The 18,466-nt window shown below is 68.8% G+C and carries 21 protein-coding genes; 11 read left to right on the top strand and 10 right to left on the bottom strand.

Features of this window, described 5'->3' with window-relative positions:
- The first annotated feature begins 3 nt into the window (after positions 1–3).
- From ABTV10_RS17950 to ABTV10_RS17930, 5 genes are all read left to right on the top strand, one after another.
- Complete coding sequence (locus tag ABTV10_RS17950; RefSeq protein ID WP_499029020.1) at positions 4–519, top strand: DUF6912 family protein; 516 nt, start codon at positions 4–6, stop codon at positions 517–519.
- Between the two features lie 103 nt (positions 520–622).
- Positions 623–1,738 (top strand): ferredoxin reductase, encoded by a 1,116-nt coding sequence (locus tag ABTV10_RS17945; RefSeq protein ID WP_499029018.1) that lies wholly within the window; start codon positions 623–625, stop codon positions 1,736–1,738.
- 122 nt (positions 1,739–1,860) lie between these two features.
- Positions 1,861–3,120, top strand: a complete 1,260-nt coding sequence (locus ABTV10_RS17940; RefSeq protein ID WP_499029016.1) for a fatty acid desaturase family protein — start codon at positions 1,861–1,863, stop codon at positions 3,118–3,120.
- 70 nt (positions 3,121–3,190) lie between these two features.
- Entirely contained in the window at positions 3,191–4,429 is a 1,239-nt protein-coding gene (locus ABTV10_RS17935) for a fatty acid desaturase family protein (RefSeq protein ID WP_499029014.1), read from the top strand.
- Positions 4,430–4,620: 191 nt separating this feature from the next.
- Positions 4,621–5,004, top strand: coding sequence for an SHOCT domain-containing protein (locus ABTV10_RS17930; RefSeq protein WP_499029012.1), 384 nt, complete (start codon positions 4,621–4,623; stop codon positions 5,002–5,004).
- A 115-nt stretch (positions 5,005–5,119) separates the two neighbouring features.
- Here ABTV10_RS17930 and ABTV10_RS17925 read toward each other — a convergent pair whose 3' ends face one another.
- The 3 genes from ABTV10_RS17925 to aroA all read right to left on the bottom strand — a co-directional run bounded on the left by ABTV10_RS17925 (position 5,120) and on the right by aroA (position 9,502).
- Positions 5,120–7,141 (bottom strand): CocE/NonD family hydrolase, encoded by a 2,022-nt coding sequence (locus ABTV10_RS17925; protein ID WP_499029010.1) that lies wholly within the window; start codon positions 7,139–7,141, stop codon positions 5,120–5,122.
- Positions 7,142–7,238: 97 nt separating this feature from the next.
- The gene (rsgA, locus tag ABTV10_RS17920; RefSeq protein WP_499029008.1) at positions 7,239–8,126 is read right to left on the bottom strand and encodes a ribosome small subunit-dependent GTPase A; all 888 of its coding nucleotides are present in this window, start codon (positions 8,124–8,126) and stop codon (positions 7,239–7,241) included.
- Positions 8,127–8,227: 101 nt separating this feature from the next.
- On the bottom strand, positions 8,228–9,502 hold the full coding sequence (aroA, locus tag ABTV10_RS17915) for a 3-phosphoshikimate 1-carboxyvinyltransferase (protein ID WP_499029006.1): 1,275 nt from the start codon (positions 9,500–9,502) through the stop codon (positions 8,228–8,230).
- Between the two features lie 100 nt (positions 9,503–9,602).
- Here aroA and ABTV10_RS17910 point away from each other — a divergent pair, with 100 nt between their 5' ends.
- The gene (locus ABTV10_RS17910; protein WP_499029004.1) at positions 9,603–10,358 is read left to right on the top strand and encodes an SOS response-associated peptidase; all 756 of its coding nucleotides are present in this window, start codon (positions 9,603–9,605) and stop codon (positions 10,356–10,358) included.
- Here ABTV10_RS17910 and ABTV10_RS17905 read toward each other — a convergent pair.
- Both ABTV10_RS17905 and ybaK read right to left on the bottom strand, forming a co-directional pair.
- On the bottom strand, positions 10,345–11,361 hold the full coding sequence (locus ABTV10_RS17905) for an LLM class flavin-dependent oxidoreductase (protein WP_499029002.1): 1,017 nt from the start codon (positions 11,359–11,361) through the stop codon (positions 10,345–10,347). The two genes, ABTV10_RS17910 and ABTV10_RS17905, sit on opposite strands and share 14 nt — an antisense overlap.
- 167 nt (positions 11,362–11,528) lie before the next feature.
- A complete protein-coding gene (gene ybaK / locus ABTV10_RS17900; RefSeq protein WP_430333512.1) occupies positions 11,529–12,023 on the bottom strand; it encodes a Cys-tRNA(Pro) deacylase in 495 nt (164 codons plus the stop codon).
- Positions 12,024–12,260: 237 nt separating this feature from the next.
- Between ybaK and ABTV10_RS17895 the strand changes: the two genes are divergently transcribed.
- Together ABTV10_RS17895 and rsrA are read left to right on the top strand one after the other, a co-directional pair.
- Positions 12,261–12,923 (top strand): sigma-70 family RNA polymerase sigma factor, encoded by a 663-nt coding sequence (locus ABTV10_RS17895; RefSeq protein WP_499028999.1) that lies wholly within the window; start codon positions 12,261–12,263, stop codon positions 12,921–12,923.
- Positions 12,920–13,219, top strand: coding sequence for a mycothiol system anti-sigma-R factor (rsrA, locus tag ABTV10_RS17890; RefSeq protein ID WP_433606059.1), 300 nt, complete (start codon positions 12,920–12,922; stop codon positions 13,217–13,219). Before ABTV10_RS17895 ends, rsrA begins: the two co-directional genes overlap by 4 nt.
- An 84-nt stretch (positions 13,220–13,303) precedes the next feature.
- Here the strand turns inward: rsrA and ABTV10_RS17885 are convergent, their stop codons facing one another.
- Complete coding sequence (locus ABTV10_RS17885) at positions 13,304–13,378, bottom strand: 50S ribosomal protein bL37 (RefSeq protein ID WP_022597109.1); 75 nt, start codon at positions 13,376–13,378, stop codon at positions 13,304–13,306.
- Positions 13,379–13,487: 109 nt separating this feature from the next.
- On the opposite strand from ABTV10_RS17885, the gene ABTV10_RS17880 reads away from it, so the two are divergent.
- Positions 13,488–13,703, top strand: a complete 216-nt coding sequence (locus ABTV10_RS17880; protein ID WP_499028997.1) for a biotin/lipoyl-binding carrier protein — start codon at positions 13,488–13,490, stop codon at positions 13,701–13,703.
- Between the two features lie 28 nt (positions 13,704–13,731).
- Positions 13,732–15,249 carry a sensor histidine kinase gene (locus ABTV10_RS17875; RefSeq protein WP_499028995.1) on the top strand — a complete coding sequence of 506 codons (1,518 nt, stop codon included), beginning with the start codon at positions 13,732–13,734 and terminating at the stop codon, positions 15,247–15,249.
- An 86-nt stretch (positions 15,250–15,335) separates the two neighbouring features.
- Here ABTV10_RS17875 and ABTV10_RS17870 read toward each other — a convergent pair whose 3' ends face one another.
- Both ABTV10_RS17870 and ABTV10_RS17865 read right to left on the bottom strand, forming a co-directional pair.
- Positions 15,336–15,590 carry a WhiB family transcriptional regulator gene (locus ABTV10_RS17870; RefSeq protein ID WP_127914467.1) on the bottom strand — a complete coding sequence of 85 codons (255 nt, stop codon included), beginning with the start codon at positions 15,588–15,590 and terminating at the stop codon, positions 15,336–15,338.
- A gap of 316 nt (positions 15,591–15,906) precedes the next feature.
- Positions 15,907–16,863 (bottom strand): diacylglycerol/lipid kinase family protein, encoded by a 957-nt coding sequence (locus tag ABTV10_RS17865; protein WP_499028993.1) that lies wholly within the window; start codon positions 16,861–16,863, stop codon positions 15,907–15,909.
- 45 nt (positions 16,864–16,908) lie between these two features.
- On the opposite strand from ABTV10_RS17865, the gene ABTV10_RS17860 reads away from it, so the two are divergent.
- Entirely contained in the window at positions 16,909–17,334 is a 426-nt protein-coding gene (locus ABTV10_RS17860; RefSeq protein ID WP_433606050.1) for a hypothetical protein, read from the top strand.
- A gap of 13 nt (positions 17,335–17,347) precedes the next feature.
- Here the strand turns inward: ABTV10_RS17860 and ABTV10_RS17855 are convergent, their stop codons facing one another.
- Together ABTV10_RS17855 and ABTV10_RS17850 are read right to left on the bottom strand one after the other, a co-directional pair.
- On the bottom strand, positions 17,348–17,866 hold the full coding sequence (locus ABTV10_RS17855; RefSeq protein ID WP_499028990.1) for a GNAT family N-acetyltransferase: 519 nt from the start codon (positions 17,864–17,866) through the stop codon (positions 17,348–17,350).
- A complete protein-coding gene (locus ABTV10_RS17850; RefSeq protein ID WP_499028987.1) occupies positions 17,863–18,465 on the bottom strand; it encodes an acid phosphatase in 603 nt (200 codons plus the stop codon). The genes ABTV10_RS17855 and ABTV10_RS17850 overlap by 4 nt, the downstream gene beginning before the upstream one ends.
- Position 18,466 lies beyond the last annotated feature (1 nt).

The following is an 18,466-nucleotide window of genomic DNA, read 5'->3' as shown; positions in this document are numbered from 1 at the left end:
CGCGTGAGGGTCTACGTTCCCGCGACCATCGCGATGCTGCGGCAGCTGGTCGACGAGCGTGAGTTGTCACCGGTGAGCCGGACCGCTTTCGCCGTCACCCCGGCGCTGCGCGAGGCGTACCACTCCGGCGACGACGACGAACTGTCCGAGGTTGCGATGGCGGAGGCCGCGCGCGCGTCGCTGCGCCTGATCGCGGCCGCCACCCCGGAGGACGGCGGCGACGGCGCTGCGCCGCACTACCGGCGCGCGGTGATCGCGGCCGACGTCGACGAGGCGAAACCGCGCCCGGATCTCGACGACGCGGTCGTCCGGCTCGGTGACGTCGTCCGGCTCGCCCAGGTCGCGTCGGTGCACGTCGACCTCGCCGAGGCCGAGGCCGACATCGAGAAGGCCGTCCAGGTGGTCGATGCGGCGGATCTCGGGGACGAGGACGCGGAGTTCGTCCTGGGAGACGCCGAGGATCACGAGCTCGCGTGGTACGCGACCCAGGAGCTGCCGTTCCTGCTCGAGCTGCTCTGAGTCCTCGACCGGCGGATCCTTACTCGGGCTCACTACCGGGCGCAACTTACGCGACCGTAGCCCATGCCCTACGCTGGCCCTACTCACACGAGATGGAGGTCGGATGGGACTGAAGAGCTGGATCGAGGCGCCTGCGGCGAGGGTCGCGGGTTCGAACCGGTCCGTGGCCAACCTGGTGCGCGGTGCCGTCACCCGGTTGACGACGCCGCTGCTTCCCGACGACTACCTCCATCTCGTCAACCCGCTGTGGTCGGCGCGCGAGTTGCGCGGGCGGATTGTCGAGGTCCGGCCGGTGACGGCCGACTCGGCGACCCTCGTGATCAAGCCGGGCTGGGGATTCGACTTCGACTATCAGCCGGGCCAGTACGTGGGCATCGGCATTCTGGTCGACGGTCGGTGGCACTGGCGCTCGTACTCGCTCACGTCGGCGCCCAACGTCGACCACAAGCTGATCTCCATCACGGTCAAGGCGATGCCGGAGGGTTTCCTGTCGAGCCACCTCGTCACGGGCGTGCCGTCGGGCACGATCGTGCGGCTCGCGGCCCCCACCGGCAACTTCGCGCTGCCGGAGCCGCCGCCGCGGAAGATTCTGTTCCTCACCGCCGGCAGCGGTATCACTCCGGTGATGTCGATGCTGCGGACGATGGATCGTCGCGGCGACGTGCCCGACATCGTGCACGTCCATTCGGCACCCACCGAGGACGCCGTCATGTTCGGTGACGAGCTCACCCGACTGCACGAGACCCACGACTCGTTCCGTCGCCACGTCCGGTGCACCCGTTCGGAGGGCAAGTTCACGCTGCCCGAACTCGACGAGGTGTGCCCGGACTGGCGGGAGCGTCAGACGTGGGCGTGCGGCCCGCTGCCGATGCTCGACGAGATCGAGAAGACGTGGGAGCGCGAGGGCATCGCGCCGCAGTTGCACCTGGAGCGGTTCGCGGTGCCGCGCGCCGACCTGTCCGGCGAGGGCGGCACCGTCACGTTCGGGCGGTCCGGCAAGGAGGTCCGGGCCGACGGCGCGACGACGCTGCTCGAGGCCGGCGAGAAGGCGGGCGTGCTGATGCCGTTCGGCTGCCGTATGGGCATCTGCCAGACGTGTGTGGTGCCGCTCGCGTCGGGGCACGCAGTGGATCTGCGCAACGGTAAGGAGCACGCCGAGGGGGAGCGCATCCAGACGTGCATCTCCGCCGCGGCGGGCGACTGCACTCTCGACGTGTGATCCTCGGCTGATGTCGGGTCCGGCGTGTCGCCGGATGTCCGATTTCCCGTATCGTTGCACGTAACGCCTTGCGTCGGTGGGTCGACGCCGGTGAACTGATCTACCCCAACGGAGGACCCTCGGTGGCTATCACCGATATCAAAGAGTTCGCCCACCTCACCGACGTCGACATCGAAGCCCTCGGGCGCGAATTGGATGCAATTCGTCGCGATGTCGAGGAGTCTCGGGGCGTGCGGGATGCGCGCTACATTCGGCGCACCATCCGGCTGCAGCGTTCGCTCGAGCTGGGCGGACGGGTGGTGTTGTTCGGAAGCCGCCATCGGCCGGCGTGGGTGGTGGGCACGACGCTGCTCACGCTCGCCAAGTGCATCGAGAACATGGAGCTCGGGCACAACGTCACCCACGGCCAGTGGGACTGGATGAACGATCCGGAGATCCACTCCACGACGTGGGAGTGGGACATGACGGGGCCGTCCGAGCACTGGAAGCGCGCGCACAACTACACGCACCACACGTACACCAACATCGTCGGCATGGACGACGACGTGGGATTCGGGATCCTGCGCATGACCCGCGACGAGAAGTGGCGGCCGATCAACCTGCTGCAGCCGATCGCGAACGTGATCCTCGCGGCCACGTTCGAGTGGGGCATCGCGCTGCACGACCTCGCGGCGCAGAAGAAGCTCGAGGGCGTCGACCCCGGCCAGTGGAACTCGGGGCCCAACAAGCAGTTCGCGGTCAAGATCGTCCGTCAGGTCGGCAAGGACTTCGTGCTGTTCCCCGCGCTGACGGGTCGGGCGTGGAAGCACACCCTCGCCGCGAACACGACCGCGAACTTCCTGCGCAATCTGTGGGCGTACGCGGTGATCTTCTGCGGGCACTTCCCGGACGGTGCCGAGAAGTTCACGATCGAGCAGTTCGAGACCGAGACGCGCGCCCAGTGGTACCTGCGACAGATGCTCGGCAGTGCCAACATCGACGCCGGCCCGGTGATGGCGTTCATGACCGGCAACCTCAGCTACCAGATCGAGCACCACCTGTTCCCGGATCTGCCGTCGAACCGGTACGCCGAGATCGCGGTGCGGGTGCGGGGGCTGTGCGAGAAGTACGACCTGCCCTACACGACGGGCCCGCTGAGCAAGCAGTACCTGCTCGCGCTGCGGACCATCCACAAGCTGGCGCTGCCGGATCGCTTTCTCAAGCGGACCTCGGACGATGCGCCGGAGACTTCGTCGGAGCACAAGTTCCGGCTCGGCGGATCCCGGATCGCGGAGGCGCTGCATGTCGACGCCGAGACGGGCCAGCATCGCGGCCTGCTGTCGGCGCTGCGCGCGCATGCCGAAGCGCGGGTGGGAAAGCGTCGTGCACGACGCCGAAACTAGGCTAAAGTGAGCTGCCTCACAGTCACACGATCTTAACCTACGGTGTCGTAACTTACGGTACGGTAGGCGCGTGGCGATTACGGACATCAAGGAGTATGCGCATCTGACGGATGCCGACGTCGAGGCGCTCGGGCGCGAACTCGACGCCATCCGTCGGGATGTCGAGGAGTCGCGCGGCGAGCGCGACGCGCGCTACATCCGCAACACCATCCGGCTGCAGCGCGGGCTCGAGATCGGTGGCCGCGCCGTGCTGTTCGGTAGCCGCAAGCGGCCCCTGTGGCTGCTCGGTACCGGCATGCTGGGCGTCGCGAAGATCATCGAGAACATGGAGCTCGGGCACAATGTGATGCACGGGCAGTGGGACTGGATGAACGATCCCGAGATCCACTCCGCGAACTGGGAGTGGGACAACGTCGACCCGTCGGCCCACTGGAAGCAGACCCACAACCATCTGCACCACAAGTACACGAACATCCTGGGCATGGACGACGACGTGGGATACGGCCTGCTGCGCGTCACCCGCGACCAGAAGTGGCGGCCGTTCAACTACGGCAACCTCGCGTACAACGCCATCCTGGCGCTGCTGTTCGAGTACGGCATCGCGATCCAGCTGCTCGAGCTCGGCAGGGTGGCGGCCGGCCGCGACGACCGCGAGTACACCAAGCGGAACGCCAAGGAGGTCGGCCGCAAGATCGCGAAGCAGACCCTCAAGGACTACGTGGTCTACCCGGCCCTCACCGGCAAGGCGTGGAAGACCACGCTCACGGCGAACCTCACCGCCGGCGTCATCCGAAACCTGTGGACCAACGCGGTCATCTTCTGCGGTCACTTCCCGGACGGGGCCGAGAAGTTCACCAAGGCGGACGTCGACAAGGAAACACACGCCGAGTGGTACCTGCGTCAGATGCTCGGCAGTGCGAACATCTCCGGCGGTCGGGTCATGGACTTCATGACCGGCAACCTCAGCTACCAGATCGAGCACCACATCTACCCGGATCTGCCATCCAACCGGTACGCCGAGATCGCGGTCAAGGTGCGGGCGCTGTGCGACAAGTACGACCTGCCGTACACCACCGGACCGCTGCCGGTGCAGTACGCCAAGGCGTGGCGCACCATCGCCAAGCTGTCGCTGCCGAACAAGTACCTCAAGGACACGTCCGACGATGCCCCCGAGACGGCCTCGGAGCGCAAGTTCGGTGGCAACACCACCGCGACCATCGACCCCGCGACGGGTCGCCGCAGCGGACTGCTCTCGGCGATCAAGGCGTCGAAGAAGCGCCGCGGCCTCCGGGCGCTGGTGGCGCGCTAGAACGACCGACACCCGGGTTCCCGGTGTGGCACATACCATTCGGTGCGTGCTCTACCGGGGATCCGGGCGCACTCGTCTGCGATGGTGGGCCGCCGACTACCGCGATCTCGTGACCCCGGCGGGGCCGGGGGTGGGGCAGTACAGTTGACGGACAACGTCTGGTCGACTTTGGTCTGGGAACGGAGCGGACGATGGACTCGTTCTGGGATTTCTTCTGGCTCGTCTTCGCGTTCTTCGCGTTCGCGGCCTACGTGATGGTGCTCTTCTCGATCCTCACCGATCTGTTCCGGGACCACCGGACCCCCGGCTGGGGGAAGGCGGTGTGGGTCTTCTTCCTGTTCGTCCTTCCCGTCATCGGCGAGGTCGTGTACCTCATCACGCGCGGACACGGCATGGTCGACCGGGCGGCAGCCGCGGACCGGCACTTCCGGCAGGCGGAGGACGCATACATCCGGCGGGCCGCCGGAACGTCGGCCGAGCAGGAGCTCGCGACCGCGAAGTCGCTCCTCGACTCCGGGGCGATCAGCGACGAGGAGTACCGCGTCCTCGCGGCGCGCGCCCGCGGCGCCGACTGACCGCGCGGTGTCGATCCGGACTGTCGGCCCATTGGCACGGACGCCGTATCGACCCCGCGGTGGCTCCCGCGAATCGTGCGCAACCGCATCATCACGCCGCCGAGGTCGGGCGACGTCACCAGCCGGCGGTACCGACCACCGGGACGTTGACGAAACTCGGATTTGCGGGGTCGATCAGCAGGCGCTGCGGCTTCAGCCCCGTCGCCTCGAGGTCCGGCAGCATCGGAAGGTAACGCGGGAAGCTTGCGGCCGAGATGTCCACGCGCAGTCGGTGACCCGGTGCCAGTTTCGCCTCGGTGCCGTTCAGTCCGATGTCGAGGACGAGCGGTTCGCCCGGAGTGACCACGCGCTTGGTGTCGGCGCCCAGATCGGCGACGGGGACCGTGTACGCGCCGGACGGGTCCTTCTCGCTCTTCGCCTCGTCGAGCACCCTGCGTGACGACAACAGCGCCCCATTGGTGAGGACCGTCGAACGGCCGTCGGGGGCCACGTCGTTGACGGTGACCGCCCAGAAGCCGTCGGTGGCATCGGTGGTGGTGAGCAGGTGCACCGCGATCGGGCCGGAGATCTCGGTCGTCTCGGTGACCGGCGCGGTGGTGAACGTCAGCGCCTCGGCCTCGGCGAAGCGGGCGTCCTCGGTGCACGCCGAACCGAGGATCGCGCCGGCTCCCGCCGTGCCTTGCGCGGTGTCGCGCGAGCACGCCGCACGCAGTCCCGGTGCGACGGTGTGCATGCTGGACGTGGTCGGCGCGGCGGCGGTCAGCGAGCCGTCGACCACCGCGTGCGGTGCGGAACCGGACGGGGCGCCGCTCAGATACATCCGCTGGTATTCGGCACCGGCGCGCGGGAACTGCGCGGCGGTGATCCACCCGCCGCCCTGCTGGTACAGCGTGGCCGGGCCGTACCGGTCGATGCCGTTGTCGACGCCCTTGAGCCACTTGTCGAACCACGCTCGCTCGAGCACGTCGAGGCGCGGCGGTGCGCCCGCCTCGCCGTGGCCGCGGCCCGGATTGATGTGGTAGCCGTTCCCCATCAGCAGCTGCTTCTGCCCGGCCGGCAACTGCAGCCGGTCGAAGATCCGCGGCTCGCCGCGGCCGAAGATATCGTGCCAGCCGCCGGTGACGAACGTCGGTACCTGGATCCGCTCGACATCGGCGTTGCGGACGTCGTAGAACGCGCCGTCGTTCGACGCCTCGCCCCGGCCGCTCAACACCGCGTCGAACATCTGCGGGAACATCACCGCGGGATCCGCCAGTCGGTCGGCCAGCCACTGCGGGTCGAAGTCGCCGCGCAGCAGCGAATCGATCGGGACGAACTTGAGCCCGTTGACGGCCACCAGCCATGCCGGCATGAAGCCGGCCCCGAAAGCTCCACCGGTGGCGACGATTTCGCGTGCCAGGTCCTCGGACGGTTCCACCGGGAAGATCGCCTTCAGCCCCTCCGGTCTCTTGTCGGCGGCGTGCAGGCTGTTGATCGCGGAGTACGAGACACCGGCCATGCCGAGCGTGCCGTCCGACCACGGTTGCGATCGGGCCCACTCGAACACCTCGACGGTGTCCTGCTGCTCGCGGTCGCCCAGGACGTCCCAGACGCCTTCCGAGTAGCCGGTGCCGCGAACGTCGACCACCACCTGGACGTAGCCGTTCTGCACGAGGTTGCGGTTGACGCCGAACGTGCGCAGCAACCCGCCGCCGAGACCGCCGGTCAGCTCGGTGAGCCCGTCGAACGGTGTGCCGGACAGGTCGGCCGCGCCGAGTTGGTCGAGGGCCTGCCCGAGCACCGGATGGGCGCTCGCGGCGTCCGCCAGGGCCGGGACCAGACGCGTGTACGGCGTGATGTTGAAGATCGTCGGCAGCGCGGTGTCGATCGCCGTGCCGGAGGCGTCGGCCGGGCGGTAGACGCTCGCGCGGAGCACGACGCCGTCACTCATCCGGATCGGCACGTCCTCCACGACGGCGATGGCCGGGTACCGGTTCGGCCCGTCGGTCGCCGCGACCCACGCCTGCCCGTCGGGTCCGCCGGTGGGATCGGCGGACCCGACGGGGGCGCTCGCGGTCATGCCGACCGCGACGGCCGTCGCGGCGGCGAGCGCGGACACGGCGTATCTCGAGCAGGCGTGGCGCAGAAGACTTCGCACGGTGATCCCCCCGGTCGGATGGCTTCGGATCGTGATCCTGGGCACACCCTAACGGTTGCCGGCGGGAAATTGGTACTGCGGGTATCAGATACCGGGGTTACGTCCAGGCCTCGTTCGACATCAGCGCGACGAGCAATCGGCGCACCGCCTCGACACGGCCCGCGGACTTGCCGGTGAGCTTGTCGAGGGCGCATTCGGGGTCCGCCGGCGGGCCCAGGTGGGTGCACCCGCGCGGGCAGTCCTCGGCGGCCGCGGCCAGATCGGTGAACGCGTCGACGACGTTCTCGGGGGAGATGTGCGCCAACCCGAACGAGCGGATGCCGGGCGTGTCGACCACCCAGCCGCTGCCGGGCAGCGGCAGCGCCACCGACTGCGTGGACGTGTGACGTCCCTTGCCGACACCGGACACGACGCCCGTCGCTCGATCGGCATCGGGCACGAGGCGATTGACCATGGTCGACTTGCCGACCCCCGAGTGCCCGATGAGCGCGGTCAGGCGACCGGTGAGGATCTCGGTGACCGGCTCGATCGGGTCGTCGCGGCCCGCGACCACGACGGGGATGTCGAGATCGGCGAACGTCGCGGCGAACTCGTCCGGCGTCGCCAGATCGCTCTTCGTCAGGCACAGAATCGGTTTCAGACCGCCCACGTAGGCGGCGACGAGGGCGCGCTCGACGAACCCGGTGCGCGGCGGCGGATCGGCCAGTGCGACGACGATGAGCAGTTGTTCCGCGTTGGCGACCACGATCCGCTCGAACGGATCGGTGTCGTCGGCGGTGCGGCGCAGCACGGTCTCCCGATCCGCGACCCGCACGATGCGCGCGAGGGTGTCGGGCTTGCCGGACAGGTCCCCGACGACGCTCACCTTGTCGCCCACCACGATCGGAGTGCGGCCGAGTTCCCGGGCCCGCATCGTGACGACGGGCCGGTCCGGGTCGCCGCCCAGCACCACGCCCCAGCGGCCCCGGTCCTTCGAGACGACCATGCCCTCCGCGGCGTCGGCGTGCTCAGGCCGGTTCTTGGTCCGCGGCCGCGATCCCTTGCCCGGGCGGATCCGGACGTCGGACTCGTCGTACTGCCGGCGGCTCAGGACAGCGCCCCCTGCTCGGCGGATGCGGACTCGTCCAGCATTGCAGCCCACAGGTTCTCGAACCCGGGCAGCGTCTTGGCGGTGGTGCCGACATCCTCGATGTCGACGCCGTCGACGACCAGTCCGATGATCGCGCCGGCGGTCGCCATGCGGTGATCGGCGTACGAGTGCCACCGACCGCCGTGCAGCGGGCGCGGCTCGACGCGCAGGCCGTCGTCGGTCTCGGTGACCGTGCCGCCGAGCTTGTTGATCTCGGTGGCGAGCGCGGCCAGGCGGTCGGTCTCATGACCGCGCAGGTGCGCGATGCCGCGCAGCACCGACGGACCGTCCGCCAGCGCCGCCAGCGCGGCCACGGTGGGGGTCAGTTCGCCGACGTCGTGCAGGTCGATGTCGATGCCGCGCAGCGACTCCGGTCCGGTCACCGACAGGAGACCGCCCTCCAGGGCCACCCGGGCGCCCATGTCGGTGAGGATCCCGCGGATCGCGTCACCCGGCTGCGTCGTGCGCGACGGCCACAGCGGCACCCGCACTGTGCCCCCGGTGACGGCGGCGGCGGCCAGGAACGGCGTCGCGTTCGACAGGTCGGGCTCGACCACCCAGTCCACCGGATCGATCCTGCCCGGCAACACCTTCCAGGTATCGGCGTCGCCGCTCTCGCCGGGGGTGTGGACGGTGACGCCGGCCTCGCGCAGCATCTCGACGGTCATGTCGATGTGCGGCATCGACGGCAGCGAGCCGCCCTGGTGCCGGACGGTGACGCCCTCGTCGAAGCGGGCCGCCGACAGCAGCAGACCGGACACGAACTGCGACGATCCCGACGCGTCGATCGTGACGGTCCCGCCGCGCAGGCCACCGTGACCGTGCACGGTGAACGGCAGCGCGTCGCCGTCGATGTCGGCGCCGAGCCCGCGCAGCGCGTCGAGAATCGTGCCCAGCGGCCGGGTGCGGGCCTGCTCGTCGCCGTCGACGGCGACGGTGCCCTCGGCCAGGGCGGCGGCGGGCGGCAGGAACCGCATCACGGTGCCGGCGAGCCCGCAGTCCACCGCGGCGCCGGTCATCGGGCCGGGCACGACATGCAGCGTAGTGCCGGTCGCGGCGTCGGGGGTGGCGGTGATGGCGACGCCCAGCGCGCGCAGGCCCTGGATCATCAGATCGGTGTCGCGGCTGCGCAGAGCGCCGGTGATGGTGGACGGGCCGGACGCGAGGGCCGCGAGGACGAGGGCCCGGTTGGTGATCGACTTCGATCCGGGCAGCGTCACGGACGCGTTCACGGGGGCTACGGCACGGGGCGCTCTCCACAGGCTCTCACGACTCACCCATCCATCTTCGCTCATGGCCGACTGTGTCGGTCATCCGTGCCAGCATGGAGGCATGTGCGGCAGGTATGCGACGACGGCCGACCCGGCGACACTCGCGGTCGAACTGGACGCGGTGAACGAAACGGGGGAGTCCGGTCCGGAAACGGCGGACTACAACGTCGCGCCCACGACGCAGGTGCTCACCGTCGTCGCGCGCCACGACCGCGGCAACGACGACAGCCCGGTGCGCCGCCGGATCCGCCGCATGCGGTGGGGCCTGGTGCCGTCGTACGCGACCGAGCCGGGCAAGGGCGCGCCTCTGTTCAACGCGCGCTCCGAGACCGTCGCCACCAAGGCGGCGTTCAAGACGTCGCTGCGGTTCAAGCGCTGCCTGGTCCCAATGGACGGCTGGTACGAGTGGCAGACCGAGCCGACCGCCGACGGTAAGGCGCTCAAGGTGCCGTACTACATGTCCCGCGGCGACGGGCAGCGGATGTTCATGGCCGGGCTGTGGGCCGTGTGGCGCGACCCCAAGGCCCCCGCGTCGCCGCCGCTGCTGAGCACCACGATCCTCACGACCGACGCGGTGGACCAGCTCGCGAACGTCCACGACCGGATGCCGCTGATCCTGCCGCCCGAGCGTTGGGACGCCTGGCTCGACCCCGACAGCCTCGGTCACCCGGACCTGATCCGGCCGAGCCTCGACTCCGTCGCCGCCGTCGACATCCGGCGCGTGTCGCCCAAGGTCAACAGCGTCCGCAACAACGGTCCCGACCTGCTCGCGCCCGACCACGGCGAACGCGAGGGCGAGCAGATCAGCCTGCTGTGACCGCCGACCGCGACGCGAGCCCGGTGACGTCGGCGACCAGTTCGAGGGACCGCATCCATGCCGTCCGCTCGGTCGCCGAGGACACGACCATCAGCTCGTCCGCCCCGGTCTGCTCGGCGAACCGGTCCAGGTAGTCCCGCACCACCGTCGGGGTGCCGACGGCCGTGTACCGCACCATCGCGAGCACTTGCCGGCCCGCGGGCGACTCGAGGATCTGGTCCGCCTCCTCCGGCGTGAACGTCCGGCCGCGGCCCACGAACAGGCCCACCCGCTTGCGCTTGGTCTCGAGGAACTGCCGCTCCGCCTCCTCGTCGGTGTCCGCGGCGATCACGTTGACCGCCGCGATCACGTACGGCTCGGCCAGCTGCGCCGACGGCCGGAACTCGCGGCGGTAGATCTCGATCGCGTCGAGCAGCGCGCCCGGGGCGAAGTGCGACGCGAACGCGTACGGCAGACCCAGCGCCGCGGCCAGTCGGGCGCCGAACAGCGACGAGCCCAGGACATAGAGGGGGACGTTCGTGCCCTTGCCCGGCGTCGCCTCGATCCCCGGGACACGCGACGGCCCGGTCAGATAGCCCTGCAGCTCGAGCACGTCCTGCGGGAACGAGTCCGCCGAACTCGGGTCGCGCCGCAGTGCCCGCATGGTCTGCTGGTCGCTGCCCGGTGCGCGTCCCAGCCCCAGGTCGATACGGCCCGGGTGCAGCTCGGCGAGCGTGCCGAACTGCTCGGCGATGGTCAGCGGAGCGTGGTTGGGCAGCATGATGCCGCCCGCTCCCAGCCGGATCGTCTCGGTATGCGCGGCGACGTGCGCGATCAGCACGCTCGTCGCCGACGACGCGATCGCAGGCATGTTGTGGTGCTCGGCGTACCAGATTCGGTGATAGCCCCACCGTTCCGCGTTCCGCGCCATCGCCACGCTGGCCCGGAAGCTGTCCGCCGGGGTTTCGTCCGCGCCGACGTGGGCCAGGTCGAGGATGGAGAGAGGCAGGGAGAGGCCGGACACTGCGGGCACCGTCTTTCGTTCGTCGAAGATTCTTCTCAGTGGGCAACAGCGGCGCCCGTGCGCCGATTCCTCGCCGAATTGCCGGCCCCGCCGGCGGCGGCGGAATTGCCGGCTCAGCCGGCGGCGGCCGAATTGCCGGCTCAGCCGGCGGCGGCCGAATTGCCGGCTCAGCCGGCGGTGATCTCGGCGACCGCAGCGCCCGTCAGCCGCACCAACTCCTGCGGCGCCACCTCGATCTCGAGACCCCGGCGTCCGGCGCTGCACAGCACCCGGTCCCACGTCAGCGCGGACGCGTCGATCACCGTCGGCAGTCGCTTGCGCTGACCCAGCGGCGAAATGCCGCCCAGCACGTACCCGGTGGACCGTTCCGCATCGGCCTGCTCGGCCATGACCGCCTTGCTCGCGCCCACCGCCGCGGCCGCCGCCTTGAGCGACAGCTTCGACGGCACCGGCAGCACCGCAACCGCGAGCTTGCCCGAGTCCGTCTTGATCACGAGCGTCTTGAAGATCTGGGCCGGCTCCACCCCGACGTGACCTGCCAGCGAATCGACGGCCTCGTCGCCGTACGACGCCGCGCGCGCATCGTGGTCGTAGCTGTGGATTCGGTGCGCCACCTTCTCCTTGTCGAGCAGCTTCGTTGCGGGAGTCGAGGTTCCGGCCATGACGACGACTCTAGGACGAGCCCGAACGGTCACTGCGCGCACCTCGTCGTCACATGTGGGAACAGACGGCGCAGGTCCGCTGTTGAATCCTGCCGAAACCTGCATCAGCGAAGGGAGTGGTTCGTGCCGGTGTTGTGCGCAGAACGTGTTCGTCCGGCGATCCAGGCCGAGACGCATCCGGCTCCGGTGCCCGCCATGGCGGTAGCCTTGACCCCTACGGCAAGCGAAGGGATCACCGTGCGAGGGGACCACGAACCGGGGAACCGCCCTGAGGGTGACAGGCCGGAGCCCGACGACCAGCTCACCGAGCGGTTCGAGCGCGACGCGTTGCCGCTGCTCGACCAGCTGTACGGCGCGGCGCTGCGCATGACGCGTAACCCGGCCGACGCGGAGGATCTGGTCCAGGAGACGTACGTCAAGGCGTACTCGGCGTTCCGTTCCTTCAAGGAGGGAACCAACCTCAAGGCCTGGCTCTACCGCATCCTCACCAACACGTACATCAACTCCTACCGCAAGAAGCAGCGGCAGCCGGCGCAGTACCCGACCGACGAGATTACCGACTGGCAGCTCGCCGCGACGGCCGAGCACACCTCGACGGGCCTGCGTTCGGCGGAGGTCGAGGCACTCGACGCACTGCCCGACGACGACATCAAGGCGGCGTTGCAGGAGCTCCCCGAGGAGTTCCGGATGGCGGTCTACTACGCCGACGTCGAGGGATTCCCGTACAAGGAGATCGCCGAGATCATGGGCACGCCCATCGGCACCGTCATGTCGCGGCTCCATCGCGGGCGCAAGCAGCTGCGGGGTCTGCTCGCCGACGTCGCCCGGGAACGTGGATTCAACCGCACGCCGGCGGGGAAGGCCGGCAACACGGCAGCGGAGCAGGAGGTTACCCGGTGAGCGGGGAGAACGAATTCGAGCAGTTGGACTGCTCTGCAGTGCTCGCCGACGTGTGGTTGCTGCTGGACCACGAGTGCGACGAGCACTCCCGCGCGCGGATCGAACGGCACCTGGAGGACTGCGGTGCGTGCTTCGCGGCGTACGGCATCGAGGAGAAGATCAAGAGCCTCATCGGCCGCAAGTGCGGTGGCGAGCACGCGCCGGCCGGGCTGCGTGAGCGGCTGTCGATCGAGATCCGGCGCACGGTGATCCTCACCGAGACCGAGTTGGTCGCCGACCGCGACTCGGACGACTAGACGCGCCGATCGGAACGGTTGTGAACGAGATCAGGGGCCGGTGAGCTGCATGCTCACCGGCCCCTGATTCCGTCTGGACGCGCCTCAGGCGTTGGGACGCTTGCCGTGGTTGGCGGCGTTGCCCTTGCGGCTGCGCTTCTTACGACCACGCTTACCCATGAGTAGCTCCCTTCTCTGTTCGAACTCTGGTTCGTCCTAGTGTTTCACGTGTGGTTGGCTGTGGTTCCATTGGCTGGTCCGCGACCGTCCGCGAAGAGTGAGGTGCCAGGTGGCAGAAGATGTGCGCGCCGAGATGGTTTCGACCGTCTACCAGGTCGTTGTGAGTGAGGGCGAAGAGGTGAACGAGGGCGACACCCTGGTTATCCTCGAGTCGATGAAGATGGAGATCCCGGTTCTCGCGGAGGTCGCGGGGAAGGTCACGTCCGTGGACGTGAAGGTCGGCGACGTCATCCAGCAGGGCGACCTGATCGCCACCATCAGCTGATACCGAGAAGCGATTCGGAGCCTGGCACATGTCGACACTGAGCGACCTGCTCGCCGAGCACACCGACCTCCCCGGAAACGCGGTCGACCACCTACAGCAGGTGGTCGGTGAATGGCAGCTGCTCGCGGACCTGTCCTTCGCCGACGTCCTGCTGTGGGTGGCGACCGAGCGACACGACGACGCGAGGGGCACCGCCGGCGCGGAGCCCCTCACCGTCGTGTGCGTCGCGCAGTGTCGCCCCACGACGGCGTCCACGGCGTTCCCCGACGACGCCGTCGGCTCCGTGGTCTCCGAGTCGGAACATCCGCAGGTTCTCAAGGCGCTCCTCGAGGGCGAGATCGTCACCGAGGTCGACCATGCGTGGCGCGGCGGGACACCGCTGCGCCGGGAGGCGGTCCCGGTGCGGTGCGACGGCGAGGTGATCGCCGTGCTGAGCCGCGACACCAACCTGGCGCAGCAGCGGGCCCAGAGCCCGCTCGAGGTCGCGTACCTCGACTGCGCAGCCGACCTGTGCCAGATGATCAGCGAGGGAACGTTCCCCAACCCCGATTCCCGCTCCGACACCAATTCCAGTCCACGCGCCGGCGACGGATTCATCCGCCTCGATCCCGAGGGGCGTGTCGTGTATTCGAGCCCCAATGCGCTGTCGGCGTATCACCGGATGGGGCTCAACACTGATCTGGTCGGTCAGGACCTCGCGTCCACGACCCGGTCGCTCATCACCGACCCGTTCGAGTCGAAGGAAGTCGCCGACTACATCAGCGGCACCCTGGCCGGCCGGCTGGGGCACCGTATGGAGGTCGAGGCACGCGGGGCGATCGTGCTGCTCCGGGCCCTCGTGCTCAAGCCTCACGGCAAGGTCGTCGGCGCCGCCGTGGTCATCCGCGACGTCACCGAGGTCAAGCGCCGCGACCGTGCCCTGCTGAGCAAGGACGCGACGATCCGCGAAATTCACCATCGGGTGAAGAACAACCTCCAGACGGTCGCCGCGCTGCTGCGCCTGCAGGCACGCCGCACCGACAACGAGGAAGCGCGTCAGGCGCTCAGCGAGTCGGTCCGACGCGTCACGTCGATCGCACTGGTCCACGAGACACTGTCGATGTCGGTGGACGAGGAGGTGGATCTCGACGAGGTGGTGGATCGCCTGGTCCCGATCCTGGCCGACGTCGCGTCGGTCAACATGCCCATCAAGATCAAGCGGGAGGGCAGCCTCGGGGTGTTCTCCGCGGAGCGTGCGACCCCGCTGGTCATGGTGCTCACCGAATTGGTGCAGAACGCGATCGAGCACGCCTTCGAGCCCGGCCGGCCGGGCACGGTGTACCTGCGGGCCGATCGCTCCGCACGCTGGCTCGACGTCGTGATCCACGACGACGGCCGGGGATTGCCCGAGGGTTTCAGCCTGGAGAAGTCCGATCGCCTCGGTCTGCAGATCGTGCGCACGCTCGTCGGCGCCGAACTGGGGGGATCGCTGGGCCTGCACCCGTCCTCGGACGGCGGTACCGACGCGGTGCTGCGCGTCCCGTTGGGTCGGCGCTCACGGCCCTGACCTCGACCATCACGGTTGTTCGACGCGCGAGACGACGAAGGCCCGGCACCTCGTGGTGCCGGGCCTTCGTCGTGGTCTGTGGAGACTCAGACTGCGGTGCGCGCGCGGGTGCGGGCGTTGCGGCGCTTGAGGGCGCGGCGCTCGTCCTCGCTCATGCCGCCCCAGACACCGGCGTCCTGACCGGACTCGAGAGCCCACGACAGGCACTCCGCGGTCACGGGGCACCGGTTGCACACCACCTTGGCATCAGCGATCTGCGCGAGAGCCGGGCCGCTGTTTCCCACGGGGAAGAACAGTTCGGGGTCCTCGTCGCGGCAGATTGCCTTGTGGCGCCAGTCCATCCTTCTACTCCTTAACTGGGTGCGCCGTGCACCGTTATGTATTCGCAAGTTCAGAGGTGCTTACTCGGAAGTTTCAGCACTGTTACTTGTGAATGCTTTCACGAACCAGAGGGAAGTCAATAGGAATCGACTGCACCGTGGGGAAGCTCACTCGGTTAGGTTGCCCTATGTGGTCCGTCGTCCTTTCTACACCCACCTGGGGATTTGCGCACCCCATCTGGGCAAATTGGTCACCGTTCGTTGTCGAACGAGCGCTCGGACGGCACCAACTGGACGTTCGGTCAGTGGGATCTCGGGGATCTGGCGGGTGGTGCGCTCACGGCGCGGGTGGCGCGACGACGGTTAGGGCGTCGGGAACGGCGGTGAATGTCACATCGGTTCGGAGGCCTATATAGTCGCCGTCCATTTGAAGTCCGATCGGTGCACTCGCGTGTATACGGATTTGGGGAACATCGTCGAATCGAATCAATGAATGTGATTTCGGCGATAATCCGGCTGAAAGTAGTTGACGGACGACCCGCAAGCTGGCAAAGACGCGCATGGTCCGCATCGCGAAGAGTCCCAGCCCGGTGTCGAAGCTGGTGGCCGGATTCGTGTGCACCTCACGCTTGTTCAGATAGGTCCACGGCGTCGAGTTGGACACGAAGGCGTAGTGCACGCCGTCGATGGGTTCCTGATCGGGGAGTTCGATCGTCAGCGTCGGCTCCTCGCGCTTGGCGCGGAAAAAGGCGCGCACGGCGTGCCGGACGTAGCGTCCGGGGGTGACCGCCTCGCCGTTCCTGCGGCCGTGGTCCACCGCCTCGCACACCTGGGCGTCGAGGCCCATTCCGGCGTTGAACGTGAACCAGCGGTTGTCGCAGTGGCCCAGTCCGATCGTTCGACTCCGGCGCCGCGCGAGCAGTTCGATCAGCTGATTCGTGGCATCGATGGGGTCCGGTTCGATTCCCAGTGACCGGGCGAACACGTTCGCCGAACCACCCGGCACCACCGCGATCAGCGGGATCGGCCCGGCAGGGACGGACCGCATCGACTTCGGGTGCGGTGCGCCGAGCAGGCCGTTGATCACCTCGTTCACCGTGCCGTCGCCGCCGTGGACGATGATCAGCGCGACGCCGTCGACGCGTGCCTGCGCGGCCAGTTCCGCGGCGTGCCCGCGGTGCGTCGTGTGCGCCACGGTCAACCGCACCCGGCTCGACAGCGCATGTGCGAGGAGGTCACGACCTGCGGGAGTGGTCGAGGTGGCGTTGGGGTTGACGATCAGCAGCGCGCGCACGGGGCATCAGCCTAGCCGGGTCCGGTCGGTGTATAGGCTGGCTGCGTGTCGAACCAGCCTGCATCCGCCCCGACTCCCAGCACGGTCCGGCGAGCCGGCGCACTCGTGACTCTCGAAGGTGCGGCTGCCGTCGGCTTCGCGATCTTCCTGGTGGTGCGGGGCCTGCTCGGTTACGACCAGAGTGTGACCAGCGGCTACGGCACGGCCCTCTGGTTCGTGATCCTCGGCGGTGCCGTGCTGGCTGCGGGCATCGGTCTCCTGCTCGGGCAGCGGTGGGGACGCACCATCGCGCTCATGGCGCAGCTGCTGCTGCTCCCCGTCACGTGGTACGTGCTCACGTCCCACCGGTGGGTCTGGGGCGTCGTGCTCGGCGTGGTGGTCGTCGCCGCGCTGGTGATGTTGTTCGCGGGCAGCACCTCTCGCTGGATGGCCGAGGGCTACGCCGCCCCCGACGCCTCCGACGACGAGTGAACTCCGCGGCCCGTCACGGCACGCGGGTGGCGAGCGCCGCCAGCGCGTCTCCACTGAGCCGGTAGGTCGTCCACTCGTCCTGCGCGACCGCGTCGAGCGATTCGTAGAAACCGATGGACGGCGTGTTCCAGTTCAATACCGACCACGCCAGCCGCGTGTACCCCTTCGTGACGCACTCCTCGGCGAGGGTCGCCAGCAGCGCCGTGCCGTAGCCGGCGCCGCGGTGCTCGGGTGTGACGTACAGGTCCTCGAGGTAGATGCCGTGCACGCCGTCCCACGTCGAGAAGTTGCGGAACCAGATCGCCGTCCCGACGATCCGTGCCGGCTCGTCCGGTGTCGTGACCTCGACCACGTGCGCGAAGACCGCGGGCTCGGGACCGAACAGCGCGGCCTCGATCTGCTCGGGCAGCACCGTGCACTCGTGCCGCGCCTTCTCGTATTCGGCGAGTTCGTAGATCAGGCCGGTGATGGCGGCGGCGTCGGCGGGGGTCGCGCGGCGGATGGTCGCGGTCTTCGCGGAAGCGGAATTCACTGCATACCTACTTTCGGGCTCACATTGTGGGTGACGATCGTGCGGAACCCGTGCTCGTAGCTCAGGACCGTGTGGGCGGCGGGGGAGAGGAGGACGCGTCGGCCCTCGGACACCGGCTGTCCGATCCACCGGGCGATCAGGGCACGGGAGAAATGGCCGTGACCCACCAGCACGACGTCCCGATCCACGAGGGCGGCCTCGCACGTGTGCACCACCATGTCGGCACGGGAGGTGACCATGTCGTGGGTCTCGCCACCCGGGCACGGATGCGTCCACACGGTCCAGTGCGGAATCTGTTTCTGGATCTCGGGCGTGGTCATTCCCTCGAGTTCGCCGTAGTCCCACTCCGTCAGGGCATCCCACCGGTGATCACCGGCCAGCCCGGCGAGCGCCGCGGTGACGTGGGCCCGTCGACGGGGGCTGGTCACCACGAGCGGGTCGCGCAGGTTCAGCGCCGACAACAGTTCACCGGCCGCGCGGGCCTGCTCGGCACCGCGTTCCGTGAGCGGGACCTCGGTGGCGCTGGTGTGCCGACCGAGACGGGCCCACTCGGTCTCCCCATGTCGCAGCAGGACGAGTCGGCGGTCGGGTGAGGTCATG

This window comes from Paraburkholderia sp. RHO2, from assembly GCF_050955445.1.
Classification (GTDB): Bacteria; Actinomycetota; Actinomycetes; order Mycobacteriales; family Mycobacteriaceae; genus Prescottella; species Prescottella agglutinans_A.
This window is presented reverse-complemented; position numbering and strand designations above follow the sequence as displayed.

Bases quoted from the DNA above. Each gene is read 5' to 3' on its own strand.
- ABTV10_RS17870 (WP_127914467.1), bottom strand. From the start codon at position 15,590: ATGGACTGGCGCCACAAGGCAATCTGCCGCGACGAGGACCCCGAACTG.
- ABTV10_RS17930 (WP_499029012.1), top strand. From the start codon at position 4,621: ATGGACTCGTTCTGGGATTTCTTCTGGCTCGTCTTCGCGTTCTTCGCG.
- ybaK (WP_430333512.1), bottom strand. From the start codon at position 12,023: ATGGCCGGAACCTCGACTCCCGCAACGAAGCTGCTCGACAAGGAGAAG.
- ABTV10_RS17875 (WP_499028995.1), top strand. From the start codon at position 13,732: ATGTCGACACTGAGCGACCTGCTCGCCGAGCACACCGACCTCCCCGGA.
- rsgA (WP_499029008.1), bottom strand. From the start codon at position 8,126: ATGGTCGTCTCGAAGGACCGGGGCCGCTGGGGCGTGGTGCTGGGCGGC.
- ABTV10_RS17850 (WP_499028987.1), bottom strand. From the start codon at position 18,465: ATGACCTCACCCGACCGCCGACTCGTCCTGCTGCGACATGGGGAGACC.
- ABTV10_RS17945 (WP_499029018.1), top strand. From the start codon at position 623: ATGGGACTGAAGAGCTGGATCGAGGCGCCTGCGGCGAGGGTCGCGGGT.
- ABTV10_RS17910 (WP_499029004.1), top strand. From the start codon at position 9,603: ATGTGCGGCAGGTATGCGACGACGGCCGACCCGGCGACACTCGCGGTC.